The sequence below is a fragment of the Polynucleobacter sp. UB-Tiil-W10 genome (assembly GCF_018881605.1).
Lineage (GTDB): Bacteria > Pseudomonadota > Gammaproteobacteria > Burkholderiales > Burkholderiaceae > Polynucleobacter.
Genome location: NZ_JACVPZ010000001.1, coordinates 1,892,067 through 1,910,351, shown reverse-complemented (window position 1 = coordinate 1,910,351; position 18,285 = coordinate 1,892,067). Strand labels below are relative to the sequence as shown.

At 45.9% G+C, this 18,285-nt stretch carries 14 protein-coding genes; 9 read left to right on the top strand and 5 right to left on the bottom strand.

From position 1 onward, the window contains the following. The first annotated feature begins 41 nt into the window (after window positions 1-41). Both ICN33_RS09770 and ICN33_RS09765 read left to right on the top strand, forming a co-directional pair. The gene (locus ICN33_RS09770; RefSeq protein ID WP_216196383.1) at window positions 42-704 is read left to right on the top strand and encodes a SprT family zinc-dependent metalloprotease; all 663 of its coding nucleotides are present in this window, start codon (window positions 42-44) and stop codon (window positions 702-704) included. Window positions 705-753: 49 nt separating this feature from the next. Then, window positions 754-1,845: a tartrate dehydrogenase gene (locus ICN33_RS09765; RefSeq protein WP_216859662.1), complete on the top strand. Its 1,092-nt coding sequence runs from the start codon at window positions 754-756 to the stop codon at window positions 1,843-1,845. 18 nt (window positions 1,846-1,863) lie between these two features. Here the strand turns inward: ICN33_RS09765 and dnaQ are convergent, their stop codons facing one another. From dnaQ to ICN33_RS09740, 5 genes are all read right to left on the bottom strand, one after another. Next, on the bottom strand, window positions 1,864-2,574 hold the full coding sequence (dnaQ, locus tag ICN33_RS09760) for a DNA polymerase III subunit epsilon (RefSeq protein ID WP_216196382.1): 711 nt from the start codon (window positions 2,572-2,574) through the stop codon (window positions 1,864-1,866). Further along, the gene (locus ICN33_RS09755) at window positions 2,574-5,672 is read right to left on the bottom strand and encodes an efflux RND transporter permease subunit (protein WP_216196381.1); all 3,099 of its coding nucleotides are present in this window, start codon (window positions 5,670-5,672) and stop codon (window positions 2,574-2,576) included. The genes dnaQ and ICN33_RS09755 overlap by 1 nt, the downstream gene beginning before the upstream one ends. Further along, window positions 5,669-6,979 carry an efflux RND transporter periplasmic adaptor subunit gene (locus ICN33_RS09750; protein WP_216196380.1) on the bottom strand — a complete coding sequence of 437 codons (1,311 nt, stop codon included), beginning with the start codon at window positions 6,977-6,979 and terminating at the stop codon, window positions 5,669-5,671. Before ICN33_RS09750 ends, ICN33_RS09755 begins: the two co-directional genes overlap by 4 nt. Window positions 6,980-7,090: 111 nt before the next feature. Then, window positions 7,091-7,564, bottom strand: coding sequence for a ribonuclease HI (gene rnhA, locus ICN33_RS09745; protein ID WP_216196379.1), 474 nt, complete (start codon window positions 7,562-7,564; stop codon window positions 7,091-7,093). Between the two features lie 30 nt (window positions 7,565-7,594). Further along, window positions 7,595-8,371, bottom strand: a complete 777-nt coding sequence (locus tag ICN33_RS09740; protein ID WP_255530797.1) for a class I SAM-dependent methyltransferase — start codon at window positions 8,369-8,371, stop codon at window positions 7,595-7,597. A gap of 36 nt (window positions 8,372-8,407) precedes the next feature. Here ICN33_RS09740 and gloB point away from each other — a divergent pair, with 36 nt between their 5' ends. The 7 genes from gloB (at window position 8,408) to ICN33_RS09705 (ending at window position 18,274) form a co-directional block, all read left to right on the top strand. Further along, complete coding sequence (gene gloB / locus ICN33_RS09735; RefSeq protein ID WP_216196377.1) at window positions 8,408-9,217, top strand: hydroxyacylglutathione hydrolase; 810 nt, start codon at window positions 8,408-8,410, stop codon at window positions 9,215-9,217. Next, window positions 9,217-10,653: a transglycosylase SLT domain-containing protein gene (locus ICN33_RS09730; RefSeq protein ID WP_216196376.1), complete on the top strand. Its 1,437-nt coding sequence runs from the start codon at window positions 9,217-9,219 to the stop codon at window positions 10,651-10,653. Before gloB ends, ICN33_RS09730 begins: the two co-directional genes overlap by 1 nt. Before the next feature lie 33 nt (window positions 10,654-10,686). Then, a complete protein-coding gene (locus ICN33_RS09725; protein ID WP_216196375.1) occupies window positions 10,687-12,570 on the top strand; it encodes a propionate--CoA ligase in 1,884 nt (627 codons plus the stop codon). A gap of 245 nt (window positions 12,571-12,815) precedes the next feature. Continuing rightward, window positions 12,816-14,003 (top strand): glutamine-hydrolyzing carbamoyl-phosphate synthase small subunit, encoded by a 1,188-nt coding sequence (carA, locus tag ICN33_RS09720; protein ID WP_216196630.1) that lies wholly within the window; start codon window positions 12,816-12,818, stop codon window positions 14,001-14,003. Continuing rightward, window positions 14,003-17,266: a carbamoyl-phosphate synthase large subunit gene (gene carB, locus ICN33_RS09715; RefSeq protein WP_216196374.1), complete on the top strand. Its 3,264-nt coding sequence runs from the start codon at window positions 14,003-14,005 to the stop codon at window positions 17,264-17,266. The genes carA and carB overlap by 1 nt, the downstream gene beginning before the upstream one ends. Window positions 17,267-17,324: 58 nt before the next feature. After that, on the top strand, window positions 17,325-17,801 hold the full coding sequence (gene greA, locus ICN33_RS09710; protein ID WP_216196373.1) for a transcription elongation factor GreA: 477 nt from the start codon (window positions 17,325-17,327) through the stop codon (window positions 17,799-17,801). Further along, window positions 17,801-18,274, top strand: a complete 474-nt coding sequence (locus ICN33_RS09705) for a DUF4149 domain-containing protein (protein WP_216196372.1) — start codon at window positions 17,801-17,803, stop codon at window positions 18,272-18,274. Before greA ends, ICN33_RS09705 begins: the two co-directional genes overlap by 1 nt. Window positions 18,275-18,285: the final 11 nt, after the last annotated feature.

Here is an 18,285-nt window from a genome sequence, read left to right as displayed (position 1 = left end):
TAAGCTTTTTTGTTCCAGAATTACGATAGAAGATAAGTTAGATGAAGCAACATACCGTACGTGAAGCATGGCTAGAGGATGCAGTAAGGCACCTAGAGCCCGTTTTTTCTAAGGCTGGTTATGCCATCCCTCCGGTGAGGGTTTCATGCGGCTTTCCAGCCTCCAGTAGCCCAAGAACCACTTTGGGCCAATGTTGGCCGCGTGAACGCTCGGGCGGGGGTGTGAATGAGATATTTATCTCCCCAAAGCTCGATGAGCCCGTGCAACTTTTGGATACTTTGGTTCATGAACTCTGCCATGCAGTTGATGATTGTTTTAGTGGTCACGGCGAGGATTTCAAGGGAATTGCTCAAACAGTTGGGCTCGAAGGTCCGGCAAGAATGGCTCATGCGACTGAAGAACTAGTAGTGAAGCTCATGATGATTAGCCAAGAATTGGGTCCATACCCACATCAAGCGATTGTTTTCCCGCCCCCTAGACCTAGCAATGCCAGTCGAAGTAAGGCTAAATGTGGTCAGTGCGGGTACGAGGTGACCTTGCTCAAAAAATGGGCTAGTTATGGCGCGCCAATCTGCCCTAAGGACAATATTCGCATGTTAGAAGCCGTGCCTGAAACCATCGAAAATACAAGTGACTACGATAGTGAATCAGTTGAAAAAGGTATTAAGAAGGCGCCAGACGATATTCGTCGTGCTATCAGCTAGAAATTTGTAAAATTAATCTTCAACAAAAATAAAACGAGACACATTATTTATGAACGCAAAGAAAATATTTAAAAATCCTAAGATTGCTGTTATTCCTGGAGATGGTATTGGCAAAGAAGTCATGCCAGAGGGTGTGCGTGCTTTAGAGGCGGCTAATCGCAAATTTAATCTGGGTATGCAGTTTGATCACTTCGACTTTGCGAGTTGTGATTACTATCTCAAGCACGGCAAGATGATGCCTGATGATTGGTTTGACACACTGATGAAGTACGACGCCATTTTCTTTGGTGCCGTTGGTATGCCGGACATTCTTCCTGACCACGTTTCATTGTGGGGAAGCTTAATTCAATTCCGCCGCGGCTTTGATCAGTATGTCAATTTGCGTCCAGTACGTTTATTGCCTGGTGTGCCTTGCCCACTGGCCAACCGTAAGCCTGGTGACATCGATTTCTTTGTAGTACGCGAAAACACCGAAGGTGAGTACTCAAGTGTTGGCGGAAAAATGTTCCCGGATACCGATCGTGAGATCGTCATTCAAGAATCTGTTTTCACTAGGCAGGGCGTAGATCGTATTTTGCAATTTGCTTTTGATTTAGCACAAAGTCGCCCCAAGAAGCATTTAACCTCTGCAACCAAATCAAACGGCATTGCCATCACCATGCCTTACTGGGATGAGCGTGTAGAGGCAATGTCCAAGAAATTTGCTGACGTGCGTGCCGATAAATATCACATCGATATCTTGGCAGCCCATTTCGTTATGAACCCTGATCGCTTTGATGTTGTTGTAGCAAGTAATTTATTCGGAGATATCTTGTCTGATTTAGGGCCTGCATGTACCGGTACGATTGCAGTTGCTCCATCAGGTAGCATTAATCCTGAAGGAAAGTTCCCGTCATTGTTTGAGCCGGTACATGGTTCAGCGCCTGACATCTTTGGCAAAATGATTGCTAATCCGATCGGACAGATATGGAGCGGGGCGATGATGCTTGATCATCTTGGCTATCCTGAAGCAGGTAAGGCCATCTTTAATGCGATTGAAAGCGTTTTAGCGTCTGGCCCAGGAAATGCACCTTTAACACCAGATCTAGGCGGCACTGCAAAGACGGATGATTTAGGTAAGGCGATTGCCGCAGCAATCTAACTCAAACCTAAGTTAACTTTAAATAGTTACAGTTAAAGGACTCCAGACGGGGTCCTTTTTACTTGCTTTCGCAATTTCAGCCAAGATTTTTTCATGACATTGCAAGTCATCATCCGTTGCAGTCAGCACTTTGAGGTTTTCTGGTAAGGCCTTGGTATGACCGGTAGAGTCAGTGCCAACGGTGTAATCAATCAGGTCAATAGAGAGATCTTCTTGACCTCGAGTCATTGCTACATAGACTTCGGCTAATAGCTGGGCATCCAATAAAGCGCCGTGCAAAGTACGGTGTTTATTGCTGATGGAAAAGCGTTCGCATAATGCATCCAAGGAATTTCTTTTGCCTGGGAACATTTGCCGAGCATCAAGTAGGGTATCGGTAACCTTAGATGCTAGGTTGCGAAATGGTGGACGCTTGAGTAAAGCAAACTCATTATCTAAAAAGCCTAAATCGAATGCTGCGTTATGAATCACAATTTCAGCGCCATCTACAAACTCAATGAGCTGCTCAACAACATTGGCAAAGATTGGTTTATCAGATAAAAATTCTCGAGATAGTCCATGAACTGCAAAGGCTCCAGCGTCAATATCGCGTTCAGGATTAATGTAGTAATGGAAAGTTCTATCGGTTAAGCGACGACCAACCATCTCAACGCAGCCAATTTCAATAATGCGGTCGCCGGTAGCTGGATTAAGACCAGTAGTTTCAGTATCGAGAATAACTTGACGCATTAGGTGCCCTCTAGAACAGCAGGTGGAATATCCATCGGACCGTTACCGGCATATTTATCCAAATAGAGATAAATCACAGGTGTAATGATCAATGTTACGAACTGAGAAAAGATCAGGCCGCCAGCAACACTAATGCCTAAAGGTTGTCGTAGCTCTGCGCCGGCACCCAATCCAAAAGCAATCGGGAGTGCACCCATTAAGGCGGCAACGGTTGTCATCATAATGGGCCGGAAACGCAAGATGCATGCTTCACGAATGGCTTTTTCAGGAGACATGCCTTGGTTACGTTGTGCATCTAGGGCAAAGTCAATCATTAAGATCGCATTTTTCTTAACAATGCCGATCAATAATAAAATGCCGATCGATGCAACGACGGTTAGCTCGAAGCCAAAGATACGCAAAGCAAGGATGGCGCCAATCGCAGCAGATGGCAAACCAGCCAAAATAGTTAGCGGGTGGATATAACTCTCGTAGAGAACACCGAGCAGAATATAAATTACGCCGAGCGCCGAAAGAATCAAGATCAGCTGACCTGATTGATTGCTTTTAAATACTGCCGCATCTCCACCGTAACTCGTAATGATGGAAGCGGGTAAGCCGATTTCTTTGGTGTATTCCTCAATCTTTTTCGTGGCATCACCAAGGAAGACATCGGGAGCAAGATTGAATGAAAGAGTTACGGCCGGTATTTGCCCTTGATGGTTTACGGCGGTTGGGCCGATTTGGCGAGTAAAACTAGCTACGCTAGAAAGTGGGATTAGTTTGTCAGTTGCACGACCCCTCACAAAAATCTTATTGAGATCAGTCTCATATTGACGGTCTTCTTCGGCAGCCTCCAGGATCACGTAATAAGTATTGACTGGTGTATAGATAGTAGATACCTGCTTCTCACCGTAGGCGGAATAGAGGGCTGTACGGATGTCAGCAATCGTAACGCCGGCACTAGCCGCTTTTTCACGATCAATATTGATCTTGACGTTGAGACCTTTTAGCTGTGAGTCACTGGTAACGTCACGGAAAAGTGGGTCAGTACGCATCTTTTGCATCAACTTATCAGCCCATTCATTCACACCTTCAAAGCCAACACTTTGCAAAGTAAATTGGTAGCGGCTTTTACTATTTTTGCCGCCAAGCTGTAAATTCTGGACCGGACGCATGTAGACCTGAAGGCCGGGGATCTCTTTGAATTTATTTCTTAATCCCTCCATCACCTGAGCCATCTTAGCGCGATCACCTTTGGGCTTGAGAATGATAAAAATCCTGCCGGTGTTGTAGCCTGAGCTCGCACCACCGCCAATGACTGAAATAGAGCTATCCACATTCGGGTCTGTATTCACTAGTTCTGCGGCTCTATCCTGAAGTGCCAACATCGCTTTAAAGGAGATATCTTCGGATGCCTCGGTGGTCGCTTGAATTTGCCCAATATCTTCTTCTGGAAAGAAACCCTTCGGACTATAGACAAACAATGCCACGGTAATGACAAAGGTGGATAGAGCGCCCCATAACACTTTTTTACGATTATTAAGGGCCAGATCAAGGTAGTGAATATAGGTTTTCAGCATCCAGTCAAAGACGCGATCAAACTTCTTGTTGATGGCATATTCCTTGGCATGCTGACCTGGTTTTGGCAGGAAGCGACTGCAAAGCATAGGCACAACTGTCAGCGATACGACTGCTGATACCAAAATAGAAAGTGAAACCACTACTGCAAATTCTCTAAAGAGAAGTCCAATAGGACCAGCCATAAAGAAGAGTGGAATAAATACAGCCACTAAAGAAATGGAAATGGAGATGATCGTAAAGCCCACTTCTTTACTTCCTTTAAGAGAGGCTTTAAGAGGGTCCATGCCCTCTTCAACATAACGCATGATGTTTTCAAGCACCACAATGGCATCATCAACAACCAAGCCTACTGCAAGCGTAATACCTAAAAGCGAGATGTTATCTAAGCTATATCCCAAAAAATAGAGCAAAAAGAAAGCCCCGATCAGCGAGATTGGGAGGCTGATAGAGGGTATGACTGTCGCTGAAACATGTTTCAGGAACAAGAAAATCACCATGACAACCAACAAGATTGTTAAAGCTAATGTGAGATTAACGTCATGTATCGCTTCTAGAATAGAAAGCGAGCGGTCATTCAACAATTGCATGCGAACGGATTCCGGCATCTGCTTTTGTAATTGTGGTAGCAATGCTTTAACGGAGTTAACAACATCCACTGTATTCGCACTTGGTTGACGTAATACTGCAATCGCAATAGAGCGTTCACCATTCGAGCTGGCTAATGTCTTAACGTCCTCATAACTTTCGATGACATCAGCAACATCCTTAAGGTAGATTGGAAGACCATTTTTTTGACTAACAATTAAATTAGCAAACTCTTCAGGTCTTACTAGTTGTGGATTGGCATAAATGGTGATGGCCTGACGGGGCCCATCTAAAACCCCTACAGGACTATTAGAATTGGCTTTGTTGATAGCAACAGCGATATCGTCAATTGTGAGATTGCGATTAGCAAGAGCGTCTGGATGAACTCGTACGCGAACCGCATAACGCTTTGCACCATAAACTAGAACTTGCGCTACACCACTAATGGTTGATAGGTTAGGTGAAAGTAAATTTTCTGCATATTGATTGAGATCCGAGAGACTTATTGATGGCGAACTCATTCGCACCACTAGAACGGGAGTGTCGGCTGGATTTATCTTCCGGTAGGACGGTGGTACCGTCATTTCAATCGGTAAGCGCTTTTGGGCTCTCAACAAGGCTGCTTGAACGTCAACTGCAGCTTTATCAATATCTCGATCGTTATTGAATTCCAAAGTAATGCTTGTACTGCCCAAGGAATTGGTGGAGCTAATAACGGTGATGCCATCAATTGTCGAAAATTCTTTTTCAAGGGGAAGGGCTACCGAGGCAGCCATATTTTCTGGTGATGCACCCGGCAAAGATGCACTTACAGAAATAACTGGCGTATTAAAACTAGGTAGCGCAGCTACTGGAATTTTCATGTAGGCAACAGCCCCTGCGATGACCGTTGCTATCGAGAGCAACACCGTCATTACGGGGCGCCGAATACATAATTCGGAGAGTGTCATTTTTTCTCTGGGGCTGTTGGAGTTGTTGAGCTGGTGGTTGCTTGTGGCGCAGCTGATTTATCCTCGCGAACTTTGCTTCCTGGACGCAAATTCTGCTTACCTTCAACCACCACTCTATCGCCAGCATCTATGCCGGTAACGACAGACAATCCTTGGTAGTCATAAACTACTTTCACGGGCTTGGACGCAACTTTGTCATCTTTATCGACGACATAAACAAGTTTTCCGCGGGGATTGATGACTACCGCTTGCGATGGAATTGCTAAGGCATCCTTCAGGGTGTTGGCCACAAGGGATACGCGAGCAAATTCACCTGGCAAGAGTGTTTTGGAGTCATTCGGGATTTGCGCTTTTACGCGTACCGCCGCAATCGAAGGATCGACTTGATTATCAACAACCAGCACTTTTCCTTCGTAAGCTCTTTTGCCGCTATCGCCTACAGTCACCGTAACATTCATCGCATCACCATCCAATTGGTTCTCTAAGATGATGGGAATATCTTTTTCTGGAATGACAAACTGAACATTAATTGGGTTCAATTGGGTAATGGTCACCATGGATCCAACGCTCGATGTAGCGGTTGAGCTGGTCGCAGTGGAAACAATATTGCTAGCCTGGACAAGGGAGCCCGGGAACACATTGACGATACCGGCACGACCATCAATTGGGGACTTAATGTAATCAAAGGAAAGCTGCACTTCTGCCGCGCGGGCTGCTGCTTGTGCTGACTTGGCATTAGCCAATGTAGTGTCTAAAGCGGCCTTAGAAATAAAGTTTTTAGCCACTAATTCTTTGGCGCGTAGATATTGTTTCTGAGCATCATCGGCAAGGGCTTTGAGCTTTTCATAGTTAGCTTTGTCGTTGCGGTCATCCAAGGTAAAAAGCAGATCGCCAGCTTTGACTTCTTGGCCATCTTTAACTTGAATTGTGGCAACGGTATTGGTGACCATTGGGCGAATGTCAACAATGCTATTGGAAACAATGGTGCCAGTTGCCTCAATAATTAGCGGCACATCTTTTTTCTGGACTACAAATGATGTTACGGTAACTGGGCCCCCAGATTTGGCTGAGGCTGGGAAAAAATAATCATATGCTTTTGAGCCTGCATAGAGTAGGAGCAGAATTAATAGCAAGCGCCATTTAAATCTGATCACAAATGATTTTACTGTCGCGAAATCTAGCTTCTTTAGTTGGTCTAATTGGGGTGAATATTTTTGCCAAAGTGCGGACAAGCGAACTTTGCCGATATCTTTAAATTGAACGAGTTTGGCAAAAGCCTTATCGAGTGAAGATTCTATTTTTGACACAGTCTCGTTTTCTTGGTTTTTATATGGGTTTTATGCTGTTTCTAGGCTATTTAGAGCAGGATCATTCTCTCATAAGATGGCTGAAAAGGAGGGCGTCGACGTGCATTCGCCCTATGGTAAAAATTCCTCAACACCTTTGTTTGCCAACTGATCTGCTAACTCGTTCCCAGGGTGTCCGTTGTGTCCTCTAACCCAGTTCCAGGAAATCTCGTGTCCTGGAAGCAGGGAGTCGAGCTCTTGCCAGAGGTCAGCATTTTTAACTGGATCCTTGCTGGACGTCTTCCAACCCCGTTTTTTCCAGCCCTCTAGCCATTCTGTTACACCTTTTTGGACATATTGAGAGTCTGTCCACAGCTCAACAGTACTGGGCTGTTTGAGTGCTTTTAAGGCAAAAATAACGGCACAAATTTCCATGCGGTTGTTGGTAGTGAGCTTTTCACCTCCATGGATATGCTTTTCGTGGCCCCCAGATCGCAAAACAGCCCCCCAGCCCCCGGGCCCGGGATTGCCTTTACAGGCTCCATCGGTGTAAATCACGATGTGGGGATAGTGGGGGTGGTGAGAATGGGTTTTGGAATGCGGCATGGCAATAATTTACTTGGTTACTTGATCTGGCTATTTTTTGAGGTGTTTTTGAATATTGCTGCGTTCGGCCGCTGGGGTTAATTGCCCAATTGCTGGGATACGGACTAGTGAGGCTGGCCCAATGAGGCGCATGCCTTGCTGTCTTTTAATTGCTGAGACTAAAAAAACTGCACCAAATATTGGCCACCAACGATTTCCCATCTTTTCAAGAAAATTCATCCTCCCCATAACCGACTCACCATGCAAGGGAAATTTGTAGCAACCGAAGTGGCCACGGTCTAAAGAAAAATTGAGTAATTCCAACCAGTCTTTGATGCGAATAAGGCTGATGAATTGACCATCTCTAGGAAGATAGGGGCTGCCTATTAATCTACTGAGATATTGTCTTGCGCCCCATAGGCTAGCTGGATTGAAGCCAGAAATGATTAAGCGGCCCTCAGGTCGAAGTACTCGATCCACTTCTCGCAATATCTGATGTGGGTCGGCAGCAAATTCTAGGACGTGCGGCAAGACAACTAAATCCAGACTCTCGCTTGCAAACGGGAGTTCTGTTGAATTGCCTTCAATAAGGTGCCAGCTAAAACGAGATGCATATTCGCGGCTATCGTTTGAATGAATCAAGATGGCTTGTAAAGGCATCCTGTTTTCACTCAAGGTGTTTATTTGGGGTAGGCCAATCTGAACGGCATGAAAGCCGAAGACATCGGCAACAATTTGATCGCAACAACGCTGCTCCCAAGCTAGGACATAGCGCCCAGGAGGTGATTTGAGCCATTTCTCCCATGAGCTCCAGGGAGGTGCAGGCATCTGAGTGGGGATGGGTGGGGTTGGTATCATCGGTCTATGGATAAGAATACTTTATTGCAGGTCTGGCCCATACCGGCTTTTGATGATAACTATATTTGGTGCATTCACGATGGCAGCTCTGCATTAGTGGTTGACCCAGGGGATTCTGCGCCAGTTCTTGAATATTTAAGAGTTAGTAAATTGACCCTGAAGGGAATTTTAATAACCCATCACCACGCTGATCATACTGGCGGCATTCTCACTTTGTTGAAAGATCTCGGTGCTGACATTCCTGTCTATGGTCCGGTAGGCGACAACATTCCGGGTCGAACGGTCGTAGTGATGCAGGATGACAAGGTTGAAATTCCTGCGCCGCGAATGAGCCTAAAAGTATTTGAAGTGCCTGGACACACCTTAAGTCATATTGCTTATTTTGCAAACATGCAGGCCAATGTTGTCGAGCCCATGCTCTTTTGTGGAGACACACTTTTTGCGTCGGGTTGTGGCAGATTGTTTGAAGGTACCCCAACTCAAATGTCGGAGTCACTTGGAAAATTTGCGGCACTACCAAAAAATACTTTGGTTTATTGCACCCATGAATACACCTTATCTAATATTCGTTTTGCATTAGCCGTAGAACCCAATAACCTCAATCTACTCTCTTGGGCAGAGCAAGCAAAATCTCTTCGCGAACAAGGCTTGCCAACACTTCCAACATCCATTGGTCAGGAACTTCAAGTCAATCCTTTTATGCGTTGTGATCAGCCGGAAGTAATCGCTATGGCCAAGGAAGTTTCTAACCAAGCGGACCTACCAACGCCTGCACATGTTCTTGCGGTCATTCGCGCCTGGAAAGATCGTTTCTGATGCGTATGCTGTATGCGGCAATATTCATTGCCGCCTTCTTGAGTGGATGTGCGAGTACTGGAGATTGGTCTTCGGATACCCCGACGAAAGCAAATTCAAAAGCATCTAGGGCTACAAGAGTTAATCTTAAAGATCAATCCGTTAGCAAGGTCTATGCACCTTCTGATAACTTGTGGATACGAATACGTGATGGCTTCCAGATGGAGCCCATGAATACCCCGCTGGAAATAGAGCAGGTACGCTGGTTGGCTGCCAGACCTGATTATGTCAATCGCTCTATGACGCGCTCATCGCGTTATTTGTTTTATATCGTCCAGGAAGTCAACGCGCGCAATATGCCAACAGAAATTGCGCTCCTTCCCTTTGTGGAGAGTGCCTTTGTAACGAATGCCAAATCGAGCGCTAAAGCAGTAGGATTATGGCAATTTATGCCCGCAACCGGCAAAGATTTTCGCTTAACGCAAAACGTCTTCAGGGATGAGCGTCGCGATGTTGTTCAGTCAACTGATGCAGCGCTCGATTACTTGCAGCGTCTAAATAACCAATTTGGTAGTTGGGAGCTGGCATTAGCAGCCTATAACTGGGGTGCTGGCAATATTGCTAAAGCGCAGAAGCGTAATGCTGCTGCTGGTTTGCCAACGGATTATGAGAGCTTAACTTTGCCACGGGAGACTCGAAATTACGTTCCTAAATTGATGGCATATCGTCAAATTGTTTTAGATCCACAGGCCTATGGAATTGTTTTGCCTGATCTTGAAAATCACCCATACTTTGTTGCGGTTGATGTCGGCAGTGATATCGATGTAGCTTTGGTGATTAAGTTAGCCGAAATACCTACTGATGAATTTCAAAGCTTGAACCCATCATTCAATAAACCCGTTATTTTGAGCAACGCTAATCAGCAAATTCTGTTGCCGTTCGCGCATGCAGAAATCTTTCAAGATAATTTGAAGCAATACACCAAGTCACTTTCTTCGTGGACGGCTGTACAAGTTGCTAAAACAGAAAGCGTTGACCAGGCGGCTAAAACTTTGGGTGTTGATGTCGATACTCTGAGGGAGGTTAACGGCATACCCAAGGGGATGCGGATAAGAGCTGGCTCCACCGTATTAATCCCAAAAACAAACCGTCGTCCCGGCGATGTATCTACAGCAATGGCTGAAAATGCCAGCCTTAGCTTAGAAAAGCCTGTGCCACCTGCCTCGAAGTGCCCAAAACCCGCCAAGGGTGCAAAAGGCACAAAGCCTGCAAAGTGCGTTCCAGCGAATAATGCAAAAACCACGGAAAAGGGTAGTTCTAAGGGTAATTCTTCAGGAAAAAATGCTGCATCTCAGCATAAATCCGCATCGACAGGACTTGCAAAATCTGCGAAAAATGGTAGTTCAGCCACCTCAGCAAGCAAAAACGGCAGTAAAGGGGTGAGCAAAAGCCAGTAATTTAAGTAACTTTTTTAAGAAATCAGGTTGACCATGTCCTATAAAGCACACCACGAACGCTCAATTAACGACCCGGATGGATTTTGGGGTGAGCAAGCGCAATTAATTCACTGGGAAAAGCCGTTTGATAAAGTTCTCAATTACAACAATCCTCCGTTTGCAAAATGGTTTGAAGGTGGCTTAACCAATCTTTGTTACAACGCAGTTGATCGCCACTTAAAAGACCGTCCAGATCAAATCGCCTTAGTTGCGGTTTCAACAGAAACAAATCAAGAGAAGACGTATACATTTAAAGAGCTATACGAAGAAGTAAATCGTATGGCTGCAATTTACAAAGCAAGCGGCGTTAAAAAGGGTGATCGTGTTCTCATCTATATGCCGATGATTGCTGAAGCTTGTTTTGCCATGCTTGCTTGCGCTCGTATTGGCGCTATTCACTCAGTTGTGTTTGGCGGATTTGCATCACATAGCTTAGCTTCCCGAATTGATGACGCAAAACCAAAGCTGATTGTGACTGCTGAGGCTGGTGCTCGCGGTGGCAAAGCTGTTCCTTACAAGCCATTGTTAGATGAAGCAATTACCCTGGCTGAATACAAGCCAGAAAAAGTGTTGATCGTGAACCGCGGTCTAACTGAATTCACGACAGTGGCGGGACGTGATTTGGATTACGCAAGTGAGCGTCAAAAACATCTGAATGACGAAGTGCCTGTGGAGTGGGTGGATGCGACTCATCCTTCTTATATCTTGTACACCTCCGGCACTACTGGTAAGCCAAAGGGTGTTCAGCGTGATACAGGTGGTTACGCCGTAGCACTTGCTGCATCTATGAAACACATATTCACTGGAAATCCCGGTGAAACCATGTTCTGCACGTCAGACATTGGTTGGGTTGTTGGTCATAGCTATATTATTTATGCGCCTTTGCTCTCCGGTATGGCTACCATCATGTACGAGGGCACGCCATTACGTCCTGATGCTGGCATCTGGTGGGAGTTGGTAGATAAGTACAAGGTGTCAGTCATGTTCTCTGCGCCAACTGCGGTTCGCGTTCTCAAAAAACAAGATCCTGCGTTCTTGACCAAGTATGACCTTTCTAAATTACGCGCTTTGTTCTTGGCTGGTGAGCCATTAGATGAGCCAACTGCAAGTTGGATTCATGGCGCTATCAATAAGCCGATTGTGGACAACTACTGGCAAACAGAAACTGGCTGGCCAATGTTGGCTATTCAGCGTGGCGTAGAAGTGATGCCGCATAAATTTGGTTCACCAGGCGTCCCTTCTTTTGGTTACAACATGAAGTTGCTCGACGATGCTACTTCTGAAGAGTTGGGCCCAGACCAAAAAGGTGTCATTGCAATTGAAGGTCCATTGCCTCCAGGCTGTATGCAAACTGTTTGGGGTGATGACAAGCGTTTTATCAGCACTTACTGGGAAACTATTCCCGGCAAGTTGATTTACTCCACCTTTGACTGGGGTATCAAGGACAAAGATGGTTACTTCTTTATCTTGGGTCGCACCGATGATGTAATTAACGTAGCCGGACATCGTCTTGGCACACGTGAAATTGAAGAAAGCATCTCTAGCCATCCGAACGTTTCAGAGGTTGCCGTGGTGGGTATTGAGGACAAACTCAAGGGGCAGGCTGCAATTGCATTTGTCATTCCTAAGGATTCATCGAATACCGCAACCTTGGAAGCCGAATGCATGAAGACTGTAGATACCACTCTGGGTGCAATCGCACGTCCCGGACGTGTTTATATCGTCACAGCCTTGCCGAAGACTCGCTCTGGCAAGATTGTGCGTCGCGCACTTCAAGCGGTTGCCGAAGGTCGTGATCCTGGTGATATCAGTACGATGGATGACCAGTCAGTTTTAGCCCAAATTAAGACCATCATCGAGCAAAGCGCTAAAGCTTAAAAACCGTTCTTTCTGGATAAATTGCTCCTTCAGTCATTTGGTTGAAGGGGCTTTTTTCTTCCAAGGCCTGACTTGGCTAGGAATCCAAGGGTTTACGAGCAAAAATGGTATGATTACAGGGTTCAAAACTTAATAAATACCCTAGCGCTTAAAGACACTCACCTCCCGCAAAAACATCCTCGGGTTGGTCTTTTTGAGGGTTTTGAGCGTCGGATGGAGCAGGGACTGGAGATGGTTTGTCACCCTTGCTTCCTTCTTTTCCTCCCGCCGTGTTGGCTTTAGCCGACGGCACATTATTTCCCGGATTTAGTATTGGCGCCCCTGGCGAAACTACCGGCGAAGTCGTTTTCAATACCGCATTGACTGGATACCAAGAGATCATTACGGATCCTAGTTATTCACGTCAGATCGTGACATTGACTTACCCACATATCGGTAACGTTGGTGTTAATGCTCAGGATGCTGAATCTAACCGGATTCATGCCGCAGGCCTTGTAGTTAAGGATTTACCAAAGCGCGTGTCTAACTTTCGTTCAGAAGGTTCTTTAGATAACTATCTCACCAAGGCTGGTGTCCTAGGCATTGCTGGAATCGATACTCGCAAGCTGACCAGAATTCTGCGTGACAAGGGCGCTCAGTCAGGCGCAATTGTTGCCGGCAAAGTAGGTGATAGCTATGAAAATTTGGGCAATAAAGCTCTTGAGCTCGCCAAAGCCTTCCCTGGAATGTCTGGATTAGACCTTGCGAAGGTAGTTACTACTGCGAAGTCTTATGAGTGGCGTGAAGCCGAATGGGATCTTCATGGCCCAGATGGTAAACCTGCGTATAGAACTCTCAATACCAGCAAGCCAGTGAAGAAGGTAGTTGCTTATGACTTTGGCGTAAAGCGCAACATTTTGCGCATGCTCACTGAGCGTGGCTGTCAATTGACAGTTGTGCCTGCACAAACTAGCGCGGCAGAAGTTTTGGCGATGAATCCCGATGGTGTGTTCTTTTCAAATGGCCCTGGCGATCCGGGTCCATGTGACTATGCCATTGCTGCTGCAAAAGAAATTATTGATAAGGGTGTTCCAACCTTCGGTATTTGTTTGGGTCATCAAATCATGGGTCTTGCGGCGGGTGCAAAGACACTGAAGATGAAGTTCGGCCATCATGGCGCAAACCACCCTGTAAAAGATTTAGATACAGGTCGCGTAGCGATTACTTCGCAGAATCACGGATTTGCTGTTGATGCGAACACTTTGCCAGACAATATTCGCGTAACCCACGTGTCTTTATTTGACGGATCTTTGCAAGGCTTAGCCTGGAAAGACAAGCCGGCACTGTGTTTTCAAGGCCATCCTGAGGCCTCTCCTGGCCCTCATGACATTGCCTATTTATTTGATCGTTTTGTGGAGCTCATGAATGCTGCCAGCAAGAAGGAGGGCAAATAATGCCTAAGCGTAGCGACATTAAGAGCATTCTTATTATTGGTGCCGGTCCAATTGTGATTGGTCAAGCTTGTGAGTTTGACTATTCCGGGGCACAGGCTTGCAAAGCATTGCGAGACGAAGGCTATAAAGTTATTTTGGTAAACAGTAATCCTGCAACCATCATGACTGACCCTGAAATGGCTGATGTTACTTACATCGAGCCGATTACTTGGGAAGTGGTCGAACGTATTATTGCCACTGAAAAGCCAGATGCAATTCTGCCAACAATGGGCGGTCAAACAGCGCTCAATTGCGCATTAGATTTACATCGCCATGGCGTGTTAGAAAAATACGGCTGTGAATTAATCGGAGCCTCCCCAGAAGCTATTGATAAAGCAGAAGATCGCCAGAAATTTAAAGAAGCCATGACCAAAATTGGTCTGGGTTCTGCAAAATCCGGTATTGCGCATTCAATGGAAGAGGCACATGAAGTTCAGCAGCAAATTCAGAAGGAAACTGGCAGCTCAGGTTTCCCGGTCGTCATTCGTCCTTCATTCACCATGGGTGGATCAGGCGGCGGCATAGCCTATAACCGCGAAGAATTCGAAGAAATTTGTAAGCGTGGACTCGATTTATCGCCAACTCGCGAGCTCTTAATCGAAGAGTCTCTCTTGGGTTGGAAAGAATTCGAGATGGAAGTGGTGCGCGATCGTAATGACAATTGCATCATTGTTTGCTCTATTGAAAACTTAGATCCAATGGGTGTGCATACCGGTGACTCAATCACCGTAGCACCAGCGCAGACTTTGACGGATAAAGAATATCAAATTATGCGTAATGCATCGATTGCTGTTCTGAGAGAAATCGGCGTAGACACTGGCGGATCCAACGTTCAGTTCTCCATCAATCCAGTTGATGGTCGGATGATCGTCATTGAAATGAATCCAAGGGTTTCACGCTCATCTGCTTTAGCATCCAAGGCTACGGGCTTCCCCATTGCAAAGATTGCCGCTAAATTGGCAGTTGGATACACCCTAGATGAACTTAAGAATGATATTACTGGCGGGGCAACGCCCGCATCCTTTGAGCCTTCAATCGATTACGTTGTTACTAAGATTCCACGCTTTGCTTTTGAGAAGTTCCCGCAAGCGGATTCCCGTTTAACCACTCAGATGAAGTCAGTCGGTGAAGTGATGGCGATTGGCCGCACTTTTCAAGAGTCATTCCAAAAAGCACTTCGCGGATTGGAAGTTGGTGTTGATGGTCTTGATGAGTTTTCTACAGATCTCGATGACATCATCAATGAAATCAATGAACCGGGTCCTGATCGCATTTGGTACTTAGCAGATGCATTCCGTATGGGAATGGGGCTTGATGAAATTTACTCTGAGACAAAAGTCGATCCTTGGTTCTTGGAGCAAATTGAAGAGCTGATTACTATTGAAACGGAACTTAAACAACGCAAGATTGATAGTCTGACAGCCCCCGAATTACGCTTTGTAAAGCAAAAAGGTTTTTCTGATCGCCGCTTGGCAAAGTTACTCAATATTGATGCTGCTTCAGTTCGCGCTGCACGTCATCGCTTAAATGTAGTTCCTGTTTATAAGCGTGTAGATACCTGCGCCGCAGAGTTCTCAACAAATACCGCTTACCTTTATTCAACCTATGAAGCAGAGCATGGTGAGTGTGAGTCGCAACCTACCAATAAAGAGAAGATCATGGTTTTGGGTGGTGGCCCAAATCGTATTGGTCAAGGCATCGAGTTTGACTATTGCTGTGTACACGCGGCCCTAGCAATGCGTGATGATGGCTACGAAACCATTATGGTGAACTGCAATCCTGAAACGGTTTCTACAGACTACGATACTTCTGATCGCTTGTACTTTGAGCCATTAACGCTTGAAGATGTTCTGGAGATCGTTGCCAAAGAAAAGCCCAAGGGCGTGATCGTTCAATATGGTGGTCAAACACCTTTGAAATTGGCTCTAGATCTTGAGCGTAATGGTGTGCCGATTATCGGCACATCACCTGACATGATTGATGCTGCGGAAGATCGTGAGCGCTTCCAAAAGCTGCTTCAGGATCTTGGATTACGTCAACCGCCTAACCGAACAGCGCGCACCGAAGAAGAGGCTCTCAAGCTTGCCGAAGAAATTGGTTATCCATTGGTGGTTCGTCCTTCCTATGTATTAGGTGGTCGTGCAATGGAAATTGTTCATGATGGTCGAGACTTAGAGCGCTATATGCGCGAAGCCGTTAAGGTTTCGCATGACTCTCCGGTTTTGCTGGATCGCTTCCTGAACGACGCCATTGAGTGTGACGTGGATTGCATTAGCGATGGCGAAACGGTGTTTATTGGCGGTGTTATGGAGCATATTGAGCAAGCCGGTGTTCACTCAGGTGATTCAGCTTGTTCATTGCCTCCATATTCTTTGTCAGATGCAACGGTTGAAGAAATTAAACGTCAGACAGCCGCTATGGCCAAAGGTCTTAATGTGATCGGCTTGATGAATGTGCAATTCGCCATTCAAAATGTTGATGGCAAAGATGTGATCTTTGTACTGGAAGTGAATCCACGCGCATCTCGCACTGTTCCTTTTGTATCTAAGGCGACTGGCCTTCAGCTTGCAAAGATTGCAGCTCGATGTATGGTTGGTCAAACTTTGGGTCAGCAAGGCATCAAGACTGAAGTCAAGCCTCCATATTTCTCAGTGAAAGAGGCTGTTTTCCCATTCAATAAATTCCCCGGTATTGATCCTATATTGGGGCCAGAGATGCGTTCCACTGGTGAGGTAATGGGTGTTGGCAAAACTTTTGGTGAGGCCTTATTTAAGTCTCAATTGGGTGCTGGTATTAAGCTGCCGAAGAGCGGAACCGTTCTTCTGACAGTAAAAGACAGCGATAAACCTAAAGCGATTGAAGTGGCTAAGCTATTGCACCAACTCGGCTTCCCGATGGTTGCCACAAAGGGCACGGCCGCTGCAATTGAAGCCGCTGGGTTGCCCGTAAGAGTTGTTAATAAGGTTAAAGATGGTCGTCCTCACATTGTGGATTTCATCAAAAACGGGGAAATTTCACTGGTATTCACTACAGTAGACGAGACTCGGACCGCAATTGCTGACTCTAGATCGATTCGTACTAGCGCGCAAGCCAATGGTGTTACGTATTACACAACCATTAGCGCAGCACGTGCGGTTATGGATGGATTGTTGGCTTCGCAAAATGGCAAGCTTGAGTCACTTGAGGTCTATTCATTACAAAACTTACATCGGACGCTTATTTAAACTAAAATTAACTTTTATACGCGTAATTTTGCGCAAGAATTCAAGTTAGGTTAGCAGCATGAGCACAATTCCGATTACCAAGCGCGGTGCAGAACTTCTCAAGGAAGAATTGCACCGCCTAAAGCATGTAGAGCGTCCCTCAGTGATTATTGCGATCTCCGAAGCTCGCGCTCAAGGCGATCTGTCAGAGAATGCTGAATACGATGCCGCCAAAGAGAAACAAGGTTTTATTGAAGGCCGAATTCAGGAGCTAGAGGGCAAGCTCTCAGCTGCTCAGATTATTGACCCTTCTTCACTGGATGTAACCGGCCGCGTAGTTTTTGGTGCCACGGTTGACCTAGAGGATCTTGAAGATGGCACTAAGCTCACCTATCAAATCGTTGGTGACGATGAGGCCGATATTGCTTTTAATAAGATTTCTATTAGCTCACCAATTGCTCGTGCTTTGATCAGCAAAGAAGAGGGTGATGTAGTTGCTGTTCAAGCTCCAGGCGGTAATCGTCAAGTTGAAATTCTGGCAGTACGTTACGTTTAATGCACCATGTCCGTACCCAGAGAATATTTAGCCTAATAGCGGGTCTCTGGGTTGGCAGTTTTATTACCATCGGTTTTTTGGTAGTGCCCGTCCTCTTCTCAAGTCTGGGTGATCGGCAAGTTGCCGGAATGGTAGCAGCCAGTTTATTTAAAGTAACAGCCTATTCTGGTGTTTTTATCTGCTCCATCTTAATGGTGATGGCTAATTACCTTGTCCGACAAGAAATAGCTCGATACCGTTCTTCCCGATGGCTATTGCTCGGCATGCTGGCTTGTGCAATAGCGGCTGCATTTATTCTGATACCTTGGATGAATTCTCTCAGAGATCAAGCTCTGTATTTGGGTTTGTCAGTGCGTGAGTCTACCTATGCAGATTTATTTAATCGACTTCATGGGGCATCAAGCACTGTCTTTATGATCCAGACTCTGCTTGGGCTTGCTCTTGTGTGGCGGGCAACAAAAAACGCTGACTAGCAGCGTTTTGT